Annotated in this window: 22 protein-coding genes and 1 tRNA gene; 11 read left to right on the forward strand and 12 right to left on the reverse strand. The window is 60.9% G+C overall.

From position 1 onward, the window contains the following. Positions 1 to 163: 163 nt before the first annotated feature. The gene (cynR, locus tag M5C01_RS10395; protein ID WP_152738251.1) at positions 164 to 1,042 is read right to left on the reverse strand and encodes a transcriptional regulator CynR; all 879 of its coding nucleotides are present in this window, start codon (positions 1,040 to 1,042) and stop codon (positions 164 to 166) included. A gap of 111 nt (positions 1,043 to 1,153) precedes the next feature. Between cynR and M5C01_RS10400 the strand changes: the two genes are divergently transcribed. Both M5C01_RS10400 and cynS read left to right on the forward strand, forming a co-directional pair. After that, entirely contained in the window at positions 1,154 to 1,813 is a 660-nt protein-coding gene (locus M5C01_RS10400) for a carbonic anhydrase (protein ID WP_103498668.1), read from the forward strand. Between the two features lie 34 nt (positions 1,814 to 1,847). Then, the gene (gene cynS, locus M5C01_RS10405; protein WP_152738248.1) at positions 1,848 to 2,318 is read left to right on the forward strand and encodes a cyanase; all 471 of its coding nucleotides are present in this window, start codon (positions 1,848 to 1,850) and stop codon (positions 2,316 to 2,318) included. A 77-nt stretch (positions 2,319 to 2,395) separates the two neighbouring features. Here the strand turns inward: cynS and M5C01_RS10410 are convergent, their stop codons facing one another. Continuing rightward, positions 2,396 to 2,755: a 5-carboxymethyl-2-hydroxymuconate Delta-isomerase gene (locus M5C01_RS10410; RefSeq protein ID WP_152738245.1), complete on the reverse strand. Its 360-nt coding sequence runs from the start codon at positions 2,753 to 2,755 to the stop codon at positions 2,396 to 2,398. 153 nt (positions 2,756 to 2,908) lie between these two features. On the opposite strand from M5C01_RS10410, the gene M5C01_RS10415 reads away from it, so the two are divergent. Further along, positions 2,909 to 3,247 carry a type II toxin-antitoxin system RelE/ParE family toxin gene (locus tag M5C01_RS10415; RefSeq protein WP_103498709.1) on the forward strand — a complete coding sequence of 113 codons (339 nt, stop codon included), beginning with the start codon at positions 2,909 to 2,911 and terminating at the stop codon, positions 3,245 to 3,247. Then, positions 3,244 to 3,525, forward strand: a complete 282-nt coding sequence (locus tag M5C01_RS10420; RefSeq protein ID WP_100938869.1) for an addiction module antidote protein — start codon at positions 3,244 to 3,246, stop codon at positions 3,523 to 3,525. The genes M5C01_RS10415 and M5C01_RS10420 overlap by 4 nt, the downstream gene beginning before the upstream one ends. 27 nt (positions 3,526 to 3,552) lie before the next feature. On the opposite strand, the gene M5C01_RS10425 is transcribed toward M5C01_RS10420, so the two are convergent. The 6 genes from M5C01_RS10425 to dapA all read right to left on the reverse strand — a co-directional run bounded on the left by M5C01_RS10425 (position 3,553) and on the right by dapA (position 8,416). Continuing rightward, positions 3,553 to 4,473, reverse strand: a complete 921-nt coding sequence (locus M5C01_RS10425) for a LysR family transcriptional regulator (protein ID WP_152738242.1) — start codon at positions 4,471 to 4,473, stop codon at positions 3,553 to 3,555. Positions 4,474 to 4,740: 267 nt separating this feature from the next. Further along, a tRNA-Ser gene (locus M5C01_RS10430) sits at positions 4,741 to 4,830 on the reverse strand. 84 nt (positions 4,831 to 4,914) lie between these two features. Then, a complete protein-coding gene (purC, locus tag M5C01_RS10435) occupies positions 4,915 to 5,625 on the reverse strand; it encodes a phosphoribosylaminoimidazolesuccinocarboxamide synthase (protein ID WP_103498664.1) in 711 nt (236 codons plus the stop codon). After that, positions 5,612 to 6,412: an MBL fold metallo-hydrolase gene (locus M5C01_RS10440; protein WP_177099987.1), complete on the reverse strand. Its 801-nt coding sequence runs from the start codon at positions 6,410 to 6,412 to the stop codon at positions 5,612 to 5,614. Before M5C01_RS10440 ends, purC begins: the two co-directional genes overlap by 14 nt. Positions 6,413 to 6,416: 4 nt before the next feature. Continuing rightward, positions 6,417 to 7,520, reverse strand: a complete 1,104-nt coding sequence (bamC, locus tag M5C01_RS10445) for an outer membrane protein assembly factor BamC (RefSeq protein WP_152738239.1) — start codon at positions 7,518 to 7,520, stop codon at positions 6,417 to 6,419. 17 nt (positions 7,521 to 7,537) lie between these two features. Continuing rightward, positions 7,538 to 8,416 carry a 4-hydroxy-tetrahydrodipicolinate synthase gene (dapA, locus tag M5C01_RS10450; protein WP_103498661.1) on the reverse strand — a complete coding sequence of 293 codons (879 nt, stop codon included), beginning with the start codon at positions 8,414 to 8,416 and terminating at the stop codon, positions 7,538 to 7,540. 327 nt (positions 8,417 to 8,743) lie between these two features. On the opposite strand from dapA, the gene M5C01_RS10455 reads away from it, so the two are divergent. Then, positions 8,744 to 9,304 carry a glycine cleavage system protein R gene (locus tag M5C01_RS10455; RefSeq protein ID WP_100938862.1) on the forward strand — a complete coding sequence of 187 codons (561 nt, stop codon included), beginning with the start codon at positions 8,744 to 8,746 and terminating at the stop codon, positions 9,302 to 9,304. 10 nt (positions 9,305 to 9,314) lie between these two features. Then, positions 9,315 to 9,788, forward strand: coding sequence for a peroxiredoxin (locus M5C01_RS10460; RefSeq protein WP_152738237.1), 474 nt, complete (start codon positions 9,315 to 9,317; stop codon positions 9,786 to 9,788). Between the two features lie 14 nt (positions 9,789 to 9,802). On the opposite strand, the gene M5C01_RS10465 is transcribed toward M5C01_RS10460, so the two are convergent. Next, the gene (locus M5C01_RS10465) at positions 9,803 to 10,042 is read right to left on the reverse strand and encodes a sulfurtransferase TusA family protein (protein ID WP_103498659.1); all 240 of its coding nucleotides are present in this window, start codon (positions 10,040 to 10,042) and stop codon (positions 9,803 to 9,805) included. 128 nt (positions 10,043 to 10,170) lie between these two features. Between M5C01_RS10465 and M5C01_RS10470 the strand changes: the two genes are divergently transcribed. Next, positions 10,171 to 11,604: a M48 family metalloprotease gene (locus M5C01_RS10470; RefSeq protein ID WP_152738234.1), complete on the forward strand. Its 1,434-nt coding sequence runs from the start codon at positions 10,171 to 10,173 to the stop codon at positions 11,602 to 11,604. Between the two features lie 139 nt (positions 11,605 to 11,743). Here M5C01_RS10470 and nadA read toward each other — a convergent pair whose 3' ends face one another. Beyond that, positions 11,744 to 12,802, reverse strand: a complete 1,059-nt coding sequence (gene nadA, locus M5C01_RS10475) for a quinolinate synthase NadA (protein WP_152738231.1) — start codon at positions 12,800 to 12,802, stop codon at positions 11,744 to 11,746. Between the two features lie 244 nt (positions 12,803 to 13,046). On the opposite strand from nadA, the gene coaA reads away from it, so the two are divergent. Further along, complete coding sequence (coaA, locus tag M5C01_RS10480) at positions 13,047 to 13,973, forward strand: type I pantothenate kinase (protein WP_103498656.1); 927 nt, start codon at positions 13,047 to 13,049, stop codon at positions 13,971 to 13,973. A gap of 155 nt (positions 13,974 to 14,128) precedes the next feature. Beyond that, positions 14,129 to 14,374, forward strand: a complete 246-nt coding sequence (locus M5C01_RS10485; protein ID WP_152738228.1) for a co-regulatory protein PtrA N-terminal domain-containing protein — start codon at positions 14,129 to 14,131, stop codon at positions 14,372 to 14,374. Positions 14,375 to 14,418: 44 nt separating this feature from the next. Here the strand turns inward: M5C01_RS10485 and M5C01_RS10490 are convergent, their stop codons facing one another. After that, complete coding sequence (locus M5C01_RS10490) at positions 14,419 to 16,392, reverse strand: EAL domain-containing protein (RefSeq protein WP_152738224.1); 1,974 nt, start codon at positions 16,390 to 16,392, stop codon at positions 14,419 to 14,421. A gap of 122 nt (positions 16,393 to 16,514) precedes the next feature. Then, a complete protein-coding gene (locus tag M5C01_RS10495; RefSeq protein WP_152738196.1) occupies positions 16,515 to 17,567 on the reverse strand; it encodes an HD domain-containing phosphohydrolase in 1,053 nt (350 codons plus the stop codon). 357 nt (positions 17,568 to 17,924) lie between these two features. On the opposite strand from M5C01_RS10495, the gene M5C01_RS10500 reads away from it, so the two are divergent. Then, positions 17,925 to 20,669, forward strand: a complete 2,745-nt coding sequence (locus M5C01_RS10500) for a PAS domain S-box protein (protein WP_152738193.1) — start codon at positions 17,925 to 17,927, stop codon at positions 20,667 to 20,669. Beyond that, entirely contained in the window at positions 20,666 to 21,295 is a 630-nt protein-coding gene (locus M5C01_RS10505; protein ID WP_103498651.1) for a response regulator transcription factor, read from the forward strand. Before M5C01_RS10500 ends, M5C01_RS10505 begins: the two co-directional genes overlap by 4 nt. The last annotated feature ends 11 nt before the right edge of the window (positions 21,296 to 21,306 follow it).

The following is a 21,306-nucleotide window of genomic DNA, read 5'->3' on the forward strand; positions in this document are numbered from 1 at the left end:
GCCGCGAGCGGACACCAGACGTCGAGGCGCCCGTCTCTGCTGCGTAGCCGATCCCGCCGAGCCAATCGTCCATATACCTGCCGCGATAAACCTGAGACCGCCAGCCTCACACGAGCACCCGGGTGATTAAATTCAGTTTTGAAGAAGCTTGCATGTGCAATGACTAAACATTGCGCCACTGCCCCGCCAGCCTCGCGAACGCCTGGCAGGCCGCACTGCGCCAGGCCCCCCGGCGACTGAGCAGGGCCACCGTGCGTTGTGGCAACCCCGGCGTCAGCTCAAGCGCCACCAGCCCCGGCTGTTCGAGGGCAATGGCCGCCGGCAGGATCGTCGCCAACTGACCGCGACGGACCAGTTCAACAATCGCACTGATGGAGTTGGCCTCGATGGCGATGCGCGGCACGATACCGTGCTGACGGCAATACAGGTCGATGTGCTGGCGCGTGGCGAAATCCTGGCTGAGCAGGACCAGCGACTGCCGCTCCAGCTCATCGGCAGTGAGGGTCTTGCCCGTCGCCTGCGGATGAGCCGCACCCACCATCAGGCTCAAGGTTTCGCTGAACAGCGCTTCACCCTGGATATCCGCCAGGTGCATCCCGGTAAAGGCAATGCCGATATCCAGCCGGTCCTCGGCCAACGCGGCCTCCAGGCGATCCTGGGTCATTTCCTCGACACTCAGGGTGATGCCCGGGTAAAGACTGTGGAAGCGATGCAACAGCGGCGCAATGAGGTACGCCGTGAAGGTCGGCGTCATGGCCAGGCGCAGACTGCCGCGACTCAGATCCTGCACATCGTGCATCGCCCGCTTGCCCGCCTCCAGGTCCTGCAGGGCCAACCGGGCAAAACGCACATAGGCCTCGCCGGCATCGGTCAGACGGATGCTGCGTCCCGAGCGGTCGAACAGCGCCGCCCCGAGGCTGTCCTCGAGTTGCCGGATCTGCTGGGACAAGGTCGGCTGGGAGACATGCAGGGCCTCGGCGGCCCGGGTGAAATTGCGATGTTCGGCGACGGCCAGCAGGTAACGGATATGACGCAGCAGCATCGGGCACTCAACTATAGGTAGGACTTATAGCTTTCATAATAAGCCGGTCTTGGACGCTATGCCTGAAAACTTCCATCCTTGCCCCATCAGCCACACGCAAGGAGACACATCATGCAAGCCATCATCGACGGATTCCTGAAGTTCCAGCGCGAAGCCTTTCCAACCCGCAGCGCCCTGTTCAAGCAACTGGCAACCACCCAGAGTCCCGCTACCCTGTTCGTCACCTGCTCGGACAGCCGGGTGGTACCGGAACTGCTGACCCAGCAGGAACCCGGCGATCTGTTCGTGATCCGCAATGCCGGCAATATCGTGCCGTCCTACGGCCCGGAGCCGGGCGGCGTCTCGGCCACGGTGGAGTACGCGGTGGCGGTACTGGGAGTGCGCGATATCGTGATCTGTGGCCACTCCGATTGCGGTGCGATGACGGCGATCTCCACCTGCAAATGCCTCGATCACCTGCCGGCGGTGGCCAACTGGCTACGTCATGCCGAGTCGGCCAAGGTCATCAACGCCGCCCGCAACCATGTCTCGGCCGAGGCGCGACTGGATGCCCTGGTGCGGGAAAACGTGATAGCCCAGCTGGCCAATCTGAAGACTCACCCGTCGGTCGCCCTGGCGCTGGAACAAGGTCGGCTGAACCTGCATGGCTGGGTGTACGACATCGAGAGCGGCTCCATCGCGGCTCTCGACGGCAGTACCGGTCGTTTTGTCTCACTTGCCGAACAGCCGCAAGCCTGCGCGCTATCGACACAACCGCCACAAGTTGCCTGACCTGAATCCTACTGACGAAAGCGAGGAAATCACCATGTTGCAGTCCCAATTCGCACAAGCTCCACGCCTGGCCCTGGCCGACACCATCATCGACGCCAAGCAGCGCCTGAACCTGTCCTGGCAGGACCTGACCGACGGCACCGGCCTGAGCCTGGCCTTCGTCACCGCCGCCCTGCTCGGCCAGCACCCGCTGCCGGCCAGCGCCGCCAACGTGGTCTGTGAAAAACTCGGCCTGGACCAGGACGCCAGTCGCCTGCTGCAAAGCGTGCCGTTGCGCGGCAGCATTGGCAATGGCGTCCCGACCGACCCGACGATCTATCGTTTCTACGAAATGATCCAGGTCTACGGCAGCACCTTGAAGGCCCTGGTCCACGAACAGTTCGGCGACGGCATCATCAGTGCCATCAACTTCAAGCTGGATATCAAGAAGGTCGATGACCCGGACGGCGGCTCGCGCGCGGTCATCACTCTGGATGGCAAGTACCTGCCAACCAAACCGTTCTGATAAAACGACAAGGCCAGGGCTGAATGCAGCCCTGGCCTTTTCACAGGCTCACACCCGCAATGGGTTTTATCGCCTGATCAGATCGCAACCTTGGCGTAGGACTCGCGATCCAGATCCACCACTTCCACCGAAAGCTGTACTTCAATACCTTCCGGCCAATCACCAAGATCCTTCAATCCCGCCAGCAGGCTCTCGGAAAGTTGTTTCTTGATCTGTGCCGAGCGCCCGCTCAACAGCGCCAACTTCACATGCACGAAGCCGCGCTCGCCCAGCCCTGTCCCCACGCGAAACGCCCCCAGTTCCATGGCCCGGCTCTTGATATCGAACTCGGCGCCGAACTGCCCGGAGGCCACCAGCGCATGGTTGATACGCAGCAACGCCTTGTCGGCGTCGAATTCAGTCAGGTTGGGGGTGTATTCCAGGAAAACGTGAGGCATTTACAGGCTCCAAAACAGCGGAATAGGAAGGCACACAGATATAGCACGCGGCCTTCGGGAAAGATCGTGAAACGATAGCGCATTGGCGCGCCGGCTGCTCCTGGACCAAATACAGAAGGGTCAAGGTAAAAAAACGGCGTAAAGACTTTGAAAATCGTATCCGAACTACTACACTCGAAACCAACACACACCCTGGTCACTACCGAGGTGTTTGACGATTGGCTGCGGCGATTGAAAGACCCCATCGCCAAGGCACGCATCCTCTCCCGCCTGATCTCGGCGCAATTCGGCGCGCTGAGCGATACGAAGAGGGTCACCGACGGGGTCAGTGAAATGCGTATTCATACAGGTCCTGGCTATCGCGTTTATTTCGCTCGCCGGGGTGAAATTCTGATTCTGCTGTTGTGTGCGGGCGACAAGTCATCGCAAAAACGCGACATCAAACACGCCAGGCTGATCCTGAGCGAGATCGAACGAGGTGATCGAACATGACCACGCTGAAACCCTTTGAGGCCAGTGATTACCTGAGCGACGAGGCGACCATTGCCGAACTGCTCAACGTGGCCCTGAAAGACAAGAATCCCGACGTATTTCTCGCGGCACTGGCGGCTGTTGCCAAGGCTCGTGGCATGACACGGGTTGCCCGCGACTCCGGCATGGGTCGCGAGAGTCTTTACAAGGCCCTCGCTCCCGGAGCCAAACCCCGCTACGACACCCTGCTCAAGCTGGTTGACGCCCTGGGCGTGGAACTGGTGGTGCAACCCACCTGAGCCAACCCGCCAGGGCGACCGGCACCCTCAAGGCGCCAGGGGCTGGCGATCACTCATGAAATGCTCAAGCCGCGAACGCAGCCAACGCTCGGCCGGATCGGTATCGACAATCCCGAGCCAGACCATCGACAGGTCCAGGTTCGGCACCTTGAACGGTAGCGGTTCGTCAAACAGCAACCCTGACGCTGCCATGGCCTTGGCCGTGTAATCCGGCAGGCTGGCGACCAGATCGGTGCCCGCGAGCAGGGCCGGCAAGGCGCTGTATTGCGGCACCGAGAGCACCACATGACGCTTGCGGCCGATTTCCGCCAGCCACTCGTCCGCCAGACTGCTGATATTGGCGGTATGGGACACCAGGACATGCGGCCGCGCGCAGTACTCATCGAGGCTCAAGGGCGCCGTCGAGGCGTCGGCGCGCAGGATCATCGGCTGGATATGGCGCAACAGCTTGCGCTTGGCATTGGCCGGCAAACCGCGGGTCTGGCTGATGCCCACGGTAATGTCGCCGGAGGCCAACAGGTCGGGAATACGCCAGTAGTCGACGTGCTGGACCACGATCACCACATTCGGCGCTTCCTGGCGCAAGGCTCGCAGCAGCGTCGGCAACAAGCCGAACTCGACATCGTCCGACAGGCCGATGCGAAAGGTCATGGTGCTGCTGGCCGGGTCGAAGTCGTGGGTCAGGCTCAAGGCATTCGACAGCGAATCCAGCGCCGGTGACAGGTGCTGAATGATCTCCTCGGCCCGCGCGGTGGGCTCCATGCGATGGCCGACACGGATAAACAGCGGATCGTTGAACATCACCCGCAGGCGATTGAGCGCCGAACTGATGGTCGGCTGGCCGAGAAACAGCTTCTCCGCGACCCGCGTCACATTGCGTTCAAGCATCAGTGTTTCGAAGACCACCATCAGGTTGATGTCAGCCTTGCGCAATTCGTTGCGGTTCATCTGTGACCCCTGGTCCTCGATTGCGCCTCAGTGTAGGAACGCAACAAGGGACGTGTCTAGACGACGAAGGGACGGTTGCGCGGACAAATATTGAATCAACAGCACTATGACGCACACCCTATCGTTTCAAAAGTGCTTGGGTTTAGAGCAGACTAAAACGGTATAGGGCACGCAGCTTCTGCCCTAAAATTGCCCTAAATTAATCGTCGGAAACGAAAAAGCCCCTGAAAACTTCAAATTTTTCAGGTGCTTAGTCGTATTTAATAATGGCGGAGAGATAGGGATTCGAACCCTAGGTACCGGTGAAGGTACAACGGATTTCGAATCCGTCCCATTCGGCCACTCTGGCATCTCTCCAACGGCGCGCATCATAACAACACTTTTGCCGGAAGCGAAGCCCCAACTGCAAAAAAATTACGTGCTATCAGATGCTTGCGTCGATTACAGCGGTACGCCCAGACGCTTGGCGACTTCTTCGTAGGCTTCGATGACATCACCGAGGCCCTGGCGGAAGCGGTCCTTGTCCATCTTCTTGCGTGTTTCCTTGTCCCACAGGCGGCAGCCGTCCGGACTGAACTCGTCGCCCAGGACGATCTGGCCGTGGAATACGCCGAATTCCAGCTTGAAGTCCACCAGCAGCAGGCCGGCGTCGTCGAACAGCTGGCTCAGTACTTCGTTGACCTTGAGCGACAGCTCTTTCATCTTCGCCAATTGCTCGGCGGTGCCCCAACCGAACGCCACGACGTGGGATTCGTTGATGAACGGGTCGCCCTTGGCGTCGTCCTTGAGGAACAGTTCGAAGGTGTAAGGGTTGAGCTTCAAACCCTCTTCCACGCCCAGACGCTTGACCAGGCTGCCGGCCGCGTAGTTACGCACCACGCATTCCACCGGGATCATGTCGAGTTTCTTCACCAGGCATTCGTTGTCGCCCAGCAGTTTGTCGAACTGGGTCGGGATACCGGCCGCTTCGAGCTTCTGCATGATGAAGGCGTTGAACTTGTTGTTCACCATGCCCTTGCGGTCCAGCTGTTCGATACGCTTGCCGTCGAACGCCGAGGTGTCGTTGCGAAACAGCAGGATCAAACGGTCGGCGTCGTCGGTCTTGTAAACCGACTTGGCTTTGCCGCGGTAGAGTTCTTCACGTTTTTCCATGATGGGCTCCGCTTGTTAAGTTGTTGGGCCAGGCGATATGTCGCCAGTCGAGCCCTGAATCTTGATCGGCCAATTGCAGCCAGTCCGGGTCGCACCCAAGGGTGTCGACAAAACATTGCCGGGCCAGCCGCGGCAGGTTGTTCTTGCTGCTCAGATGGGCCAGTACCAGGTGTTGCAGGTCTTGCCAGCCCAACTCGGCCACCAGGCTCGCGGCCTGGTGGTTGTTCAAATGTCCCAGTTCACCACCGACCCGCTGCTTGAGAAAGGCCGGGTAATGCCCACGACCCAGCAGGTCGCGGCAATGGTTGGACTCGATCATCAAGGCATCGAGACCGCTGTAGCTGTCCATGACCCTGCCGCAATAGGAACCCAGGTCGGTCAGCAGGCCGAAACGCCGCCGACCGTCGCTGAACACATATTGCGTCGGCTCAAGGGCATCGTGGGCCACCGACACCACTTCGATGCTCAAGCCGCCAATCCGCAAGGTCTCGCCACCCGCCACGAAACCCGCGGGTTCGATGGGCTTGCGCAGGCCGCGCAAGGTGCCACGACTCAGGTACACCGGTAGATTGTAGCGCCGAGACAGCAAACCCACGCCATGCACGTGGTCGGCATGTTCGTGGGTCACCAGAATCGCGCTCAGTTGCGTCGGGCTCACCCCAAGGCGCGCCAGGCGTCGCTCGGTTTCCCGCAGCGAGAAACCACAATCGACCAGGATCAGCGTGTCTTCACTGGCGATCAGCGTGCCGTTCCCTTGGCTACCACTGCCGAGAACGGCAAACCGCACCGGATCAGCCCAGGTTGTCTTGAATCACGCCCAACACCCGACGGGCCACATCAGCCGGTGCCACGGTGTTGATGTCTTTCTCGACGGTGACCTGGACGTTGTCGCCGACCTTGCTCAGGCGAACCTGATAACGCACGGCACGGGTTTCGATCTCTTCCTTGCTCGGCTTGCTGCCGAACAGACGGGCGAAGAAACCAGGCTCGTCGTTCTTCTTCTCGGCTTTTTCCGCCAGGTTGATGTAATAGAGACCCAGGCTGCGGTTGATGTCTTCGACACGCCACTCGCCCTGCTCCAGAGCACGGCCGACACTCGACCAGGCACGGTCAAGGTCTTCACCAACGTTGAGCACCGGGTTGCCGCTACCGTCCTGGCTCAGGGCGACACGGCTCGGGGTATCGAAATCACGCGCGGCCAGCAAGGACACCGAACCGCCCTTCTCGGCGCTGCGGCTCATGCTCGAGAGCATTTCGTCGACCAGGGCCGAATCCAGGCCGAGGTTGACCGAATGCGGGGTGAAATCGACGTTGGCGGTGCTACCAGCCGGGCGCTGGGCGCTGACCACGTAGACTTCACTGGTATTGCGCTGCACGCCCGGCTCGATACGAACCCGCACGCGGGTTTCGTTGTCACCCGCCGCGAGGCGCTTGCCCATGGCCGCCGAGAGTTCGTCGGAACGCTGCCAGGCCGTGGTGAATTCACCGGTCTGCGGGCGTTGCGCGTCGATCCGGAAACCGTTGTCCTGGAAGAACTGCAACGCCACTGGCCAGACTTCGGCCGGGGTGTGCTGGGCCATTACCCAACGCGTGTCGCCGCTTTTCTGCAGGCTGTAGTCGCTGGCGCTGGCCGCAACCTGCAAAGGCAGCGGACGCGGCACTTCGAACGGCCCCTTGGCGGTGTCGTCGGCGACGTTGCGTGGAATCGGCAGCAGCGGGTCAAGACGCTTGCTGGTGCTGACATCCGCTGGCAATTGCATCGTCGGCGTCTGTTTCGAGTCCAGGTAGTCGCTGCCGCGGTCGCGGAAATATCCTTCCGGGCCCCACAGCCAGGCGCAGCCACTGGTGCTGGAGATAATCAAGGCAAGTGCAGAAAGTCCGGCCAATCGCTTCATGCGGGGTATTTCCTCAATTAAACCAGGACGCCGGACTGGCGCATGGCCTGCCGCAGCGGTTCGTGACAGGCAGCACTGAGCCAGGTGAGCGGCAGACGGATACCGTCCGGCATCAAGCCCATCTCATGCAGCGCCCATTTCACGGGGATAGGGTTGGATTCGATGAACAGGGTCTTGTTCAGCGGCATCAGTTTTTCGTGAATCGCCCGGGCCTCATCGGCCTTGCCAGCCATGGCGGCGGCGCACATCGCGCTCATTTCACGGGGTGCAACGTTGGCGGTCACCGAGATATTGCCCTTGCCGCCGAGCAGGATCAGCTCGACCGCGGTGGCGTCATCACCGGAATACACCAGGAAATCACTGCTCACGCCAGCCAGGATCGCCTTGGCTCGCGCCAGGTCACCGGTGGCTTCCTTGATGCCGATGATGTTCGGCACGCTCGACAGGCGAATCACGGTCTCGGCCTGCATGTCACACGCAGTACGGCCTGGAACGTTGTAGAGGATCTGCGGGATGTCGACAGCTTCGGCGATGGTGCGGAAATGCTGGTACAGGCCTTCCTGGGTCGGCTTGTTGTAATAAGGGGTCACCAGCAGGCACGCGTCGGCGCCGGCGGTTTTCGCATTGGTGGTCAGTTCGATCGCCTCACGCGTCGAGTTGGCGCCCGTACCGGCAATCACCGGGATACGACCTGCCACCTGGTCGACCACGCGACGAATCACTTCGATATGCTCGTTCACATCGAGAGTGGCCGACTCACCTGTGGTGCCGACCGCGACAATGGCGTTGGTGCCGTTTTGCAGGTGGAAGTCCACCAGTTTGCTCAGGCTGTCCCAGTCAAGACGACCCTGTGCATCCATGGGTGTGACCAGTGCCACCATACTGCCCGCAATCATGCAACCGCTCCTGCCGGAAAAAGAGAGCGGTAATGGTACTGGCGCCATCAGGCTTGTACAAGCGAAGTACTGTCTATGAGCATTCCCCTGAGCGCAGGTTTTCGCTACCCTTCAGACTTTGATCGGTACTGAGTCGCTCAAGTGCCGGGTTCCAGTCTCCATTTTCGCTGCCCGAAGCCCGCTCCGGCCTGGCCGCCGCCCGTCCCCTGCGAGACGGCAACCGGCACCAGCGCTCGATTCCAGGCCTCGCCATCCGCATCCGGATCCCCGAACCCAGCCCCTGACCGCCCCCAAGGTACTGACCGCTCATCGCTTTAGGAATGCTGCATGTCCACCCCCACAGTCCGCGAACAATTCCTTGTTATCAGTGCCCTCGGCGCCAACCCCATGGAGCTGACCAACGTCCTGTGCCGCGCCAGCCATGAAAATCGCTGCGCCGTCGTAACTTCACGCCTGACCCGCCATGGCGAGTACAGCGCGCTGGTCCTGCAGATTTCCGGCAGCTGGGACGCCCTGGCGCGCCTGGAAGCCGGCCTGCCGAACCTGGCGAAGAAGCACGCCTTCATTGTCAGCGTGGTGCGCAGCGGCGCCCTGGAAAGCCGTCCCCAGGCACTGCCGTACGTCGCTTATGTCAGCTCGGCCTACCGCTCGGACATCATCAACGAGCTGTGCCAGTTCTTCATGGACCACAACGTCGAGCTGGAAAACCTGACCTGCGACACCTACCTGGCGCCCCAGACCGGCGGCACCATGCTCAACGCCACCTTTACCGTGACCCTGCCTGCCGGCGTGCAGATCAGTTGGTTGCGCGATCAGTTCCTGGACTTCGCCGACGCGATGAACCTCGACGCCCTGATCGAACCGTGGCGCCCACAGAACCCAATGTAAGGAAACCCCCATGGCCGTCGTTATCGATCAACCCGTCGCCGATTTCCAGGCCCAGGCCACCAGCGGGCAGACCGTCAGCCTCGCCGACCTCAAGGGCAAGCAGGTGGTGATCTATTTCTACCCCAAGGACAGCACCCCGGGTTGCACCATCGAGGGCCAGGGCTTTCGTGACCAGTACGGCGCCTTCCAGGCCGCCAACACCGAAGTCTTCGGCGTATCCCGCGACAGCCTGAAGTCCCACGAGAACTTCAAGGGCAAGCAGGAGTTCCCCTTCGAACTGATCAGCGACAAGGACGAAGCCGTCTGCCAGCTGTTCGACGTGATCAAGTTGAAGAAGCTCTACGGCAAGGAATACCTGGGCGTGGACCGCAGCACTTTCCTGATCGATGCAAACGGTGTGTTGCGTCAGGAATGGCGCGGCGTGAAGGTTCCGGGCCACGTCGACGCGGTACTGGCGGCAGCCCAGGCGCTGAACGAGGCCTGAGCCGACGCGCTGCGTCATGCCTTGCGCAACCAGTAGCGATAAACGCCGGACGCTTCCTCTTCATGAATCAGGATATGTCCGGCAAGCCTGGCGAAAGTCCGAAAATCGCGCTGCGATCCGGCGTCGGTGGCAATGACCTTGAGCACCGCGCCACTGGCCAGGCGATTGAGTTCCAGCTTGGCCTTGAGCAACGGCAGCGGGCAGTTCAAGCCACTGGCGTCCAGCTCGGCATCGTGCTCTACAACTTCGGTCATTGCTTCACTCCTGGCGCGCTGCCGGATGGTCGGTTCGAAGCGCCTAGGATACCCCAAGTGGAAGCAGCTCTGGTCGCAGGCGCAGTGTCCGGCTACAGTAAGGACTTTGCCGACTCAGAGCCCTGTGCATGACCTTTCTGCGCCCCACCCTGTTGACGCTCGCTTGCCTGCTCGCCTCTCCAGGCTTCGCCGACGACCTGCCGTCACTCGGCGACGCCAGTTCCGCCATTGTCTCCCCGCAACAGGAATTCCAGCTGGGCCGTGCCTGGCTGAGCCTGCTGCGCAGCGAGGTCAAGCAACTCAATGACCCGCAGCTCAAGGATTACGTCGAGACCACCGTCTACAAACTGGCGGAAAGCAGCCAGGTCCAGGACCGTCGCCTGGTGTTCATCCTGATCGACAGCAACCAGCTCAACGCCTTCGCCGCGCCCGGCGGGATTGTCGGGATCAACGGTGGCCTGTTCCTCAACGCCCAGACCGAGGGCGAATACGCCGCGGTACTGGCCCACGAACTGGCGCACTTGTCACAACGCCACTTCGCCCGGGGCGTGGAAGCCCAGCAACGCATGCAACTGCCGATGATGGCGGCACTCCTGACCGGGATCGTGATCGCGGCGGCGGGCGGCGGTGATGCCGGTATTGCCACTATTGCCGGCACCCAGGCCGCGGCGTTCCAGGAGAAACAGCGCTTCTCCCGTCAGAACGAACAGGAAGCCGACCGTATCGGCATCCTCACCCTGGAAAAAGCCGGTTACGACCCACGCTCGATGCCAACCATGTTCGAGCGCCTGATGCGCATCTACCGCTTCGACGCCAAGCCACCGGAATTCCTGCTGACTCACCCGGTCACCGAGTCACGGATCGCCGACACCCGCAACCGCGCCGAGCAGTCCAAGCCCGGCGGTATCGAGGACAGCCTGCGTTATCAGTTGATTCGAGCGCGGGTGATACTGTCCTATGAAGACTCGCCAGGGTTGGCGGCCAAGCGCTTCCGTGCGCAACTGGACGAGAACCCCAAGTCCGACGTGGCGCGTTATGGCCTGGCTATCGCACAGATCAAAGGTACGCAGTTGAACGAGGCCCGGGCGACCCTCAAGCCGCTGCTGGACAAATCACCCAATGACATCACCTACAACCTGGCCCAGATCGACCTGGACACGGCGGCCAGCCGGTTCCCCGAAGCACTGCAACGGACCGACAAGATGCTGCTGCAATATCCTGCCAGCTACCCGCTGAAGCAGGAACGCATCGACCTGCTGATCAAGCAGAATCGTCCGGCCGAGGCGGAAAAGGGCCTGGACGACCTGTTGAAGACTCGCCAGGACGATCCGGATGTCTGGTATCAGCTCGCCGAAACCCGTGGCCAGTCCGGCAATATCATCGGCCTGCACCAGGCGCGAGCCGAGTATTTTGCCTTGGTCGGCGACTTCAAGCAGGCGATCCAGCAGCTGGACTTCGCCAAGCGCCGCGCGCCGAACTTCCAACTGGCTTCACGCATCGATGCGCGCCAGAAGGAGTTGATTGATCAGGAGCGCATGGTCAAGGACTTGATGGGCGGCTGACAACATCCGCCCCCTGTAGGAGCGAGCTTGCTCGCGATGGTAACCCAGGCACTGCGGGGTATCAGGTGCCCTGCGTTATCGTTGACGTCCATCGCGAGCAAGCTCGCTCCTACAGGGGTGAGCCGTCGCCAAATGCCTCTCAGGCATTGCCCGCCAGTTTCATCCGCGCCGCCTGGGTGAAATCCAGCATGCGCTTGAGCGGGCGAACCGCGCGGGGAATCACCGCCGGGTCGACGAAGATCTCGTTGCTACCCTCGCGCAGGCACTGCAAGGTGCGCTCCAGGGTATTCATCGCCATCCACGGGCAATGCGCGCAACTGCGGCACGCCGCGCCATTACCGGCGGTCGGCGCCTCGATAAAGACCTTGTCCGGGCACAACTGCTGCATTTTGTAGAAAATGCCGCGGTCGGTGGCCACGATAAAGGTCTTGTTCGGCAGACGCTGCGCCGCCGCAATCAATTGGCTGGTGGAACCCACCGCATCGGCCAGTTCGATCACCGACTCCGGCGATTCGGGGTGCACCAGGATCGCCGCCTCGGGATACAGCGCCTTCATGTCCTCCAACTGCTTGGACTTGAACTCCTCGTGAACGATGCAGGCGCCGTCCCAGAGCAACATATCGGCACCGGTTTCCTTCTGGATATAACGCCCCAGGTGCTTGTCCGGCGCCCAGATGATGGTTTCGCCGTTGTCCATCAGGCTTTCGACGATCTCCAGCGCGCAACTGGAGGTCACTACCCAGTCGGCCCGTGCCTTCACCGCCGCCGAGGTGTTGGCATAGACCACCACCGTGCGCTCGGGATGCTGGTCGCAGAACGCGGAAAACTCGTCCACCGGGCATCCCAGATCCAGCGAGCAGGTCGCTTCCAGGGTCGGCATCAGGATGCGTTTTTCCGGGGTGAGGATCTTGGCGGTTTCGCCCATGAAGCGCACACCGGCCACCAGCACGGTCTTGGCCGGATGGGCGGCGCCGAAACGGGCCATTTCCAGGGAGTCGGAGACACAGCCGCCGGTCTCCTCGGCCAGCGCCTGGATCACCGGATCGCAATAGAAGTGAGCCACCAGCACCGCATCCCGGGCCTTGAGCTCGGCGGCGATATCGGCCCGCAACTGCGCCTCTTCGGCGGCACTCAGGGGTTTGGGTTGCTTGGCATCAAGGTGGGCTTGAACCAGAAGGCGTTCGGAAATCTGCGTCATGTTCGCAAGACCTGCAAGCGCGAGAGCGCGAAAGTCGAGTATACCCCGGCCCCCGTCCCTTTCCGAGACGGGATATTAGGTGCAACGTATGGACCGGGAGAGTGAATCCATCAGGCATGGACTGCTTTGCAGCGCCGCAAGGCTACAGAATATCCAATGAATTCAAAAGATTATTCTGATCTTCGGACAAGTGGGGGCAAAGCGTTGGATAATCCGCCCATTGAAGAGGCCTGGATGGCAACCGATGAGATCCGATGAGTACCTCGTAATGACCCGCAACGAGTGGGCGGAACTGCGTGCCAGCACGCCGTTGACCCTCTCGGAAGAAGACCTGTCGGCATTACGCGGCGTGAACGAAGACGTCTCCCTGGAAGATGTCGCCGATGTCTATCTGCCCCTGTCGCGGCTGATCAACCTGCACATTGGCGCCGCCCGCCAACTGACAGGCATCCGCGATACCTTTCTCAGCCGCCCGACCCACCGTGGTCCTTACATCATTGCCATCGCCGGCAGCGTCGCCGTCGGCAAGAGCACCTTTGCCCGCGTGCTGCAGGCGGTGATGGCGCGCTGGCCGGATCACCCCAACGTCGCCCTGGTCACCACCGACGGCTTCCTCTACCCCAACAGCAAGCTGGTGGCCGATGGCATCATGCACCGCAAGGGTTTTCCAGAAAGCTACGATCGCAAGCACATGGTCAAGTTCCTGGCAGCGGTGAAAGCCGGCGAGCACAATATCGAGGCGCCGATCTACTCCCATGTCAGCTACGACATCGTGCCCGACCAGTTCCAGGTGATCGACCAGCCGGACATCCTGATCTTCGAAGGCCTCAACGTGCTGCAAACCGATGGCGTCGACGGGCTGAAACCCTCGACCATCGTCTCCGACTTCTTCGATTTCTCGGTGTACCTGGATGCCGATGAACAAGACATCGAGCACTGGTACGTGGCGCGGTTCCTGATGCTGCAGAAGACCTCGTTCCGCGCCCGTGGTGCCTATTTCCGCAAACTGGCCGACCTGACGCCCGAGGAAGCCCCCGAAGCCGCGCGCCAGATCTGGCGGGACATCAACCGCGTCAACCTGCTGGAAAATATCCTGCCGACCCGCGAACGCGCCGACCTGGTGTTGCGCAAGGCGTCTGACCACTCAGTCAGTGAGATCTGGTTACGCTGAGGGTGCTACGCTGACGCATTGACCCTTCGAAAACTGGCAGTAACCTGTCATATAATTCGGGTCGCAGGGAGCAGGCCGATCCATCAGTGCTCAGACCACGAGCGCTGCGCGGCCACTACCCTGTTCATACTCCCCATCACTCATGCAGAGTTCCCATGAAGCTCCTCAGCGCATTGTTGAGCGTCACCTTGTTGAGCGTCCCGCTCTCGGCATTCGCCGAAGGCGGTAGTTCGCGGGTGACTGCACGCATGCAAGCCCAGCGCGACGAGTCGATGGCGCGCTTCCTCGAACGTGAAGATGCCAAGGCGATTATCACCGCCCAACAAGCCGCCAAAGCTCGCCTGGCGGCTCGGATAGCAGGCTCAGCGCCAGCCGAAGAAAGGTCTGTGGACCAGCCCTGAACAGACGCCCATGGGCACCTGACAATACGCCGTCGAAGATCTGCTCATGCTGAATCCAGCACCTGTCCGGCCGCCCATTGCCGCCGCCGCGCCTCAGCCTGCGCCAACCAGTCCAGGGTGTCGGCGAAAGCCACCGGACGGCTGAAAAGAAACCCCTGCACCTGCATGCACCCCAGGCTGCACAGGGCCTGGAGCTCCTCCTGGGTCTCGATCCCCTCGACCACGCATTCCAATTCCATGTCGAGGCTCAAGGCCAGCAGCGACTTGACGATCTTGTAGCTCGCGGGCTTGATGTGAATATCGGCAACGAAGCTGCGATCGATCTTGAGTTTCGTCAGCGCCAGGGCATGCAGCTGGCTCAGGCTTGAATACCCCGTGCCGAAATCATCCAGCGAGATACCGCAGCCCAATTGACGAAACCGTCCGATCGCCGATTGCACCTGAGGGATATCCTGCATGACGACGGTTTCGGTGATTTCCAGATCCAGATACGCCGGATTGAAGCCACTGACCGTGATCACGTCGATGATCGACTGCACATTGTCGTGGGAACCGCAGTCGTGGACCGACAGATTGAATGAAAGCCGTATGCCTTCAGGCCAGAACCGCGCCATACCCAGCGCCTGCTGCAACAACGGCAGCGTGAGGCGATTGATCAGGCCGATGCGCTCGGCAATGGGGATGAACTGCGCCGGGGATACCAGGCCCAACTCCGGGCTGTTCCAGCGGGCCAAAGCCTCGAAGGCAACCGTCTCACGGCTGCGGCAATCGAGAATCGGCTGGAACAGCACGAAAAACTCCTTGTCCAGCACCGCCCTGCGCAGCGCCTGCTCGGTGATGGCGTCACGGTGCAACTGCTCGCGATGGCTGGCCGAGAACAGGCACATCGAACCCGGGTTATGGCGCTTGCCCTGGTAGAGTGCATAGTCGGCATATTCGAAAAGCTGTATGGCACTCGCCGCGCCCTCGGGAAATGTGGCAATGCCCAGGGTTGCGCCAATCTGGATCGGCACATCGACCAGCAGAAACTCGACGTGCAACCGCTCGCACACCGCCTTGCCGAACACCTGCAAATCCTCGTCACTGAGATCGCCTTCGAGCACCAGGGCAAACTCATCCCCACCCAACCGTGCCACATGCACCGTTGCATCGGCCAATTGCCGCAAGCGCAGACCGACCATGACCAGAATCTTGTCACCGACGCTGTGGCCGTAGAGATCGTTCACCGGCTTGAATCCATCGAGATCGAGGATCCCTACCGCGAGGCGTCTTTTCTGGGTGATTGCCAGGTGCATGGCGCTCTCCAGGGTGCTGAAGAACTGCCGCCGATTGGGCAGCCCGGTCAGGCTGTCCTGATTGGCCAGTCGCAGGTTCTCGTTGCTCAGCTCTTCGGTCTGCGCCTGCACATTCACCAACCGGGTGAAGTCATGGTAGTGATGCTGCAGGATGATCAGCATCGCCAGGGACACCAGCAGGACATTCACCGCCGTGGCAATAAAGGCCGGGTTGTGGGTAGAGGAGAAAAAGACCACGAAAGCGACGTTGACCACCAATGTGGCGGTCAGCGCCGCGGGTCGCAGGTGCATCATGCAGAAAATGCAGACGATCACCGTAATGCCCATGAAAAAGGCGATTTGTGACTGTGAATAGGCGTCGCCGTAGGGATACAGGGCCAGGGACCAGGATGTGAAGGCGCCCGCGATAAAGGGCACCAACTGGTTGGTTCGCCGCAGTGAGGCGAGGATCTGCGCATCGGCCGGCAAGCGCCCGGCGCTACGCAACCACATGCAGGCGCGCGCCAAACAGACCACCGTCATGGCCAGCGGAATGGCGAATGTCAGCCACAACGGGGCGGTGGTCAGGTGAGTGATGGCCAGCGCCCACATATTGAGCAGCAAGACCAGATACATCAGCGGCAGCTGGCGCGACAAGGCCACGTACTGAGCCCGCAGCAGCTTGGGGTTGTCATGGGGCACGGACATGAGGGTCCGCAGGGTAGCCAGGAGCTTTATTATCATAGGAATGCCTCTCTGTCTGCGCAGTGAAGGCGTGCAGCGCTCGTCCCTTTCAGGTAGCCGACCCAAAGCCAATAAGGGTCAATATTATTGTCGGCGTCGCTATTACTTTCTTTATACTTTCTTTAGAGCGAGCGTAGTCGCTCAGCCTCGATCTCATCCAGCAGACCGCAGAAAATATCCACCAGTTGCGGATCAAAGTGCCGGCCGGCCTGTTCACAAAGATATTCCTGCGAGCGCTCGGCGCTCCACGCCTCCCTGTAGGGACGTGGCATTCTGAGCGCTTCATAGACATCACAGATCGCCGTGATCCGGGCTGACAAAGGAATCGCCTCGCTTTGCAACCGGTTGGGATAACCGGTGCCATCCCACCGCTCGTGATGCGCCAGGGCAATCTCCGCCGCCAGGTCGGTGACCGGGGAACCGTTGTTGTCGCGCAGGACTTCATAACCGATGCGCGGATGGTCCTGCATGATTTCCCGTTCCCGCGCCGTCAGCACCCCGGGCTTGCGCAATATCGCGTCTTCTATGCCGATATTCCCGACATCATGCATCGGTGCCGCCAGACGGATCAGCTCGCACCATTGCCTGGACATACCGACCGCCTTGGCCAACAGGGCTGCGCAATCGCCGATGCGACGGACATGGTTGAGCGTATCGTTGCCCCGATAACTGGCAGCACGACCCAGACTGTTGGCGATCGCCTGGTAGCTGGCCTCCAATTGGGCCGTACGTCGTTCGACCTTGCGCTCCAGTTCGACATTGGCCTCGCGCAACAACCGGGTGGCCTGGGCCAGCTCCAGGCAACTGCGCACTCGCAACAGCACCTCGGGCAGATCGATGGGTTTGCAGACGAAGTCGTTGGCGCCCATCTCCAAGCCTTTGCGCCGGTTTTGCGGATCGTTCAGGGCCGTCACGATAATGATCGGCGATTCGGTCCGGCTGCGCTGTTTGAGGCGATCAAGAATCTCGAAACCATCGGGCGCCGGCATATACAGGTCCAGCAACAACAAGTCCCAGGGGTTGGACTGGAGCCAGGTCAGCCCTTCGGCGGAGTCGGAAAACGTTCTGATGTTGCGAAGCCCATAGGCCCGCAAACACGATTCCAACAACCGGTGGTTGAGCGAAACATCATCGATAATGACGATTTCGCTTTCAGTATTGACTTTGGAAAACATAAATCCGTCACTCCCATGGCCAGTGTCCCGTCGAAACGGGCGCTACCGATACCGGCAAAAGCACATCAGGTCCACCTGCGCGGGCTGATCCTCCAAAGCGGGGCGGCTTCCATCGAGATATTCGATGGCGTGGAGTCAACAACATAGCATCACATTGATATCACCTTGCTCATACCTTAGACGTTTGTCTAAGCGGCCAACCGTCCTTCCGTCGGCAAGGGGGGTCATGACGCAATCGGCCTGCTTGCCGGCCAGGATCCGACACTGATCAACGGTCCCACGCCCCAGACCGAACAGGTGTGCATACCGCTGGGCGCTTGCGCTATGCTCCAGGCAAAATAACCGGGAGAAAGGCGAATGGACTCAGCCGTTACTGCAGAGCTCGCTCCCACGCAAGGCCCTGACAAAACCGAAGGATTACCGCTGGGCCCCGCCGAGCAAGACTATCGCCTCGCCTTCGATTCCGCCGGCACCGGCCTGGCCTTGCTACGCCTGAGCGGCGAATGGATTGCCGCGAACCCGATGCTCTGCCGGATGCTCGGCTACACCGAAGAAGAGCTGCGCGGTACCTCGTTCCAGCAACTGACCCACCCGGACGACCTTCAGGCTGGCCGGGACGAAATACCCAGGCTGATCCAGGGCCAGTGTTCAAGCGTCACCTTTGAAAAACGTTACCTGCGCAAGGACGGCAGCGCGCTGTGGGCGCGCTTGACCATCGGCGTAGCCCGTAACCAGAAAGGCGAAGCCCTTTACTTCGTGTCCCAACTCGAGGACATCAGCGAACACCTGGCCTTGCGCCAGGCCCTGTTGAGCAACGAACAGAAGTACCGCTCCCTGGCGCAAAACTCGCCCAATATCATCCTGCGCTACAACCGGCTTGGACAACGCATCTACGTCAACCCCGAGTTCGAACGCACCCGGGGCTTTCCCGATGTTCCCGGCATCGAACGCACAGCGTCACAAGGCTCCCACACGCAACCGATCGACGAGGAGTTTCGCGCACATCTGCAACACACCCTGTCCACCGGCATCCCGGCCACCCGGTTGCTGGAAAGCAAGGATCCCTACTCCGGGTACTCCGTGGCATTCCTGTGCAACCTGACGACGGAGCATGATGAAAACGCAGAGATCTCCGGGATCCTGGTCATGGCCCAGAATGTGAGCTCCTTGCGGCAACAGGAACGTGCGGAGAATGCCCGATCGGCGATTTTCCAGGTGATGATCACCGACGGTGCGTTGCGTACCGTGCTGCCACTGTTGAGTACCTACCTGGAAGTACTGGCGCCGGACTTTCGCAATGCAATCGCCTTCAAGACAGAGCCCGACGGCGACAACCTGGCCCCGCCAGCCGTGGTCCCGCAGTCGCTCCAGGCCTGCCTGGTCGCCGACCTGAACCGTTTCCCGGGATTCTTTGAGCAGCGCCGGCTGATCGATGACCTGAGGGCCGACGCCACGCACCTGAGTTTCAGCGCGCCAGCCCTGCTGGCCGGATATCGGGGCTGCTGGCTGGAACCGGTAGTCAACAGCGCTGGCCAGACACTTGGGGTCATCCTGCTGTTTACCAACGGCGAACATCCCCTCCCTGAACAAGAGCGCAAGTATGCGCAGATGGCCAGCCACATAGGTTCCATTGCCTGGGAGCGCTGCTCGGCCCTGGACAACCTTGCGCAAAGCGAACGCCGTTATCGCGAAGTCTTCGATCACACCCAGGACATGCTCTGCCTGCTGTCCATCGATGCCAACCAGCGGCTCAGTTGTCTGGAGGCCAATCCGATACTCTGCCAGATGCTCGCCAGAAGCCATGGGGAGCTCATAGGGCAACCTCCGGAGTCTTGGCTGCCGAGCGAGGCCGCGCAGGTGGTCGACGCTATTTGCCAACACTGCATCGCTGTCGGTGCCCCCATCGAGCTCGATGCCCACCTGCCCTGTGGCAAGCGCTCCTTGATCATCCATTTCAACCTGGTGCCGATCGCCGATGCCAGCGGCCGTGCGCACCGCATGGTATGCATTGCCCGGAATATCACCGACCTGAAGGAAATCCAGCGCAATGAACGAGCCCGCCAACAGGAAATCGGCACCCTGGTGGAAAACTCCCCCGACGGTATCGCTCGCCTGAGTCCGTCGGGGAAAGTGCTGTTCATCAACCCGGCGCTGGAAAGATGGCTTGACCGACCAAAGGCCGGATTACTGCACAAACGCCTGCTGCAAATACTGCCACGCAACCTGCAAAGCCAACTGCTCCAGGACGCGCTGATCGAAGCGGTGGAAAGCGGCCAGCCTCTGGAGTACGAGTATCTGCTCAACGGTCGCCAACGCCTGCAACAGGTCTACCACATCAGTCTGGTTCCGGAACAGGACGTCCAGGGGCGCATCAGCACCGTACTGGCCGTGGTCCGTGATATCTCCAAACTACGAGTGGCCGAGCGACGCCTGGCCGCGCTGAACAATCAACTTCGGCAACTGATGTCCAGCCGCGAAAGTGCCCGGGAAGAGGAACGCAAGCTGATTGCCCAGGAAATTCATGATGAATTGGGGCAGCACCTGACGGCAATCCGCATGGGCACTTCGCTGTTGCGCTTTCAGTATGGCGAACAAGTGCCGATGCTCAGTGAGCAAGTCACGCGCCTGCTGCAACTGATCGATCAGACGGTCCAGGTGGTGAGGAATATCTCCACCAGCCTGCGTCCGTCGATCCTCAACATGGGGCTGGTGGCCGCCCTGGAGTGGCTGACCGACACGTTCAGGCAACAATGGGACATTGCCTGCGACCTGCAACTCCCCCGGCAACCGATGCAACTGGAGGATGCCGCTGCCACCGCGGCCTTTCGGATCGCCCAGGAATCGCTGACCAACATCGCCCGCCACGCCCAGGCGACCCGAGTCACGGTGAGCCTCGAAAAAACCACCAGTGGCTGGTCGCTGGAGATCACCGACAACGGCAAGGGTTTCGAGCAACGTGGGCTCTCCGGCAAAACCCTCGGACTGCTGGGCATGCGCGAACGCGGCCTGACCCTGGGTGGCACCACCCAGATTTCCAGCAAAATCGGCGGCGGTACCACCGTACAGCTGAAGGTACCCGACTCAAGGACCCACGAATCATGATCCGATTGATGGTAGCCGACGACCACAGAATAATGCGCGAAGGCCTCAAGCAGCTGTTCGCCCTGGTCAAGGATTTTTGCGTGGTGGCCGAAGCGGAAAACGGTGCCCAGGTCCTCGACCTGCTGCGCCACACCGAGATCGACCTGTTGCTGCTCGACATGACCATGCCCGGAAGCAGCGGCGAGGATCTGATCGGACGTATCCACGCCCACTATCCCAAGCTGCCGATACTGATCCTGAGCATGCACAACGAAGCCCACATCGCCCAGCGTGCACTGCGTGCCGGGGCCTCGGGCTACATGACCAAGGACCACGATCCGGAGACCCTGCTGGCCGCCATCCGCAAGGTCAGCGGCGGTGGCCGCTACCTTGACCCGGAACTGGCGGAACAGATCGCCCTGCAAAGCAGCGGCCTGTCGCCTGAAAGCCCGTCACAAACGCTTTCGACACGGGAATTCCAGATCCTGCGCATGCTGGCACAGGGCCTGAGCGTCAATCAGATTGCCGAACAGCTGGTGATCAGCAACAAGACCGTAAGCACCCACAAGACCCGGTTGATGGAGAAGATGTGTTTCACCACCAGCACCGACCTGGTGCGTTACGCCCTGAGCCAGGGGCTGGTCTGAACCGCCCCCGC

The sequence above is a fragment of the Pseudomonas sp. MWU12-2319 genome, from assembly GCF_023242525.1.
Classification (GTDB): domain Bacteria; phylum Pseudomonadota; class Gammaproteobacteria; order Pseudomonadales; family Pseudomonadaceae; genus Aquipseudomonas; species Aquipseudomonas gingeri_D.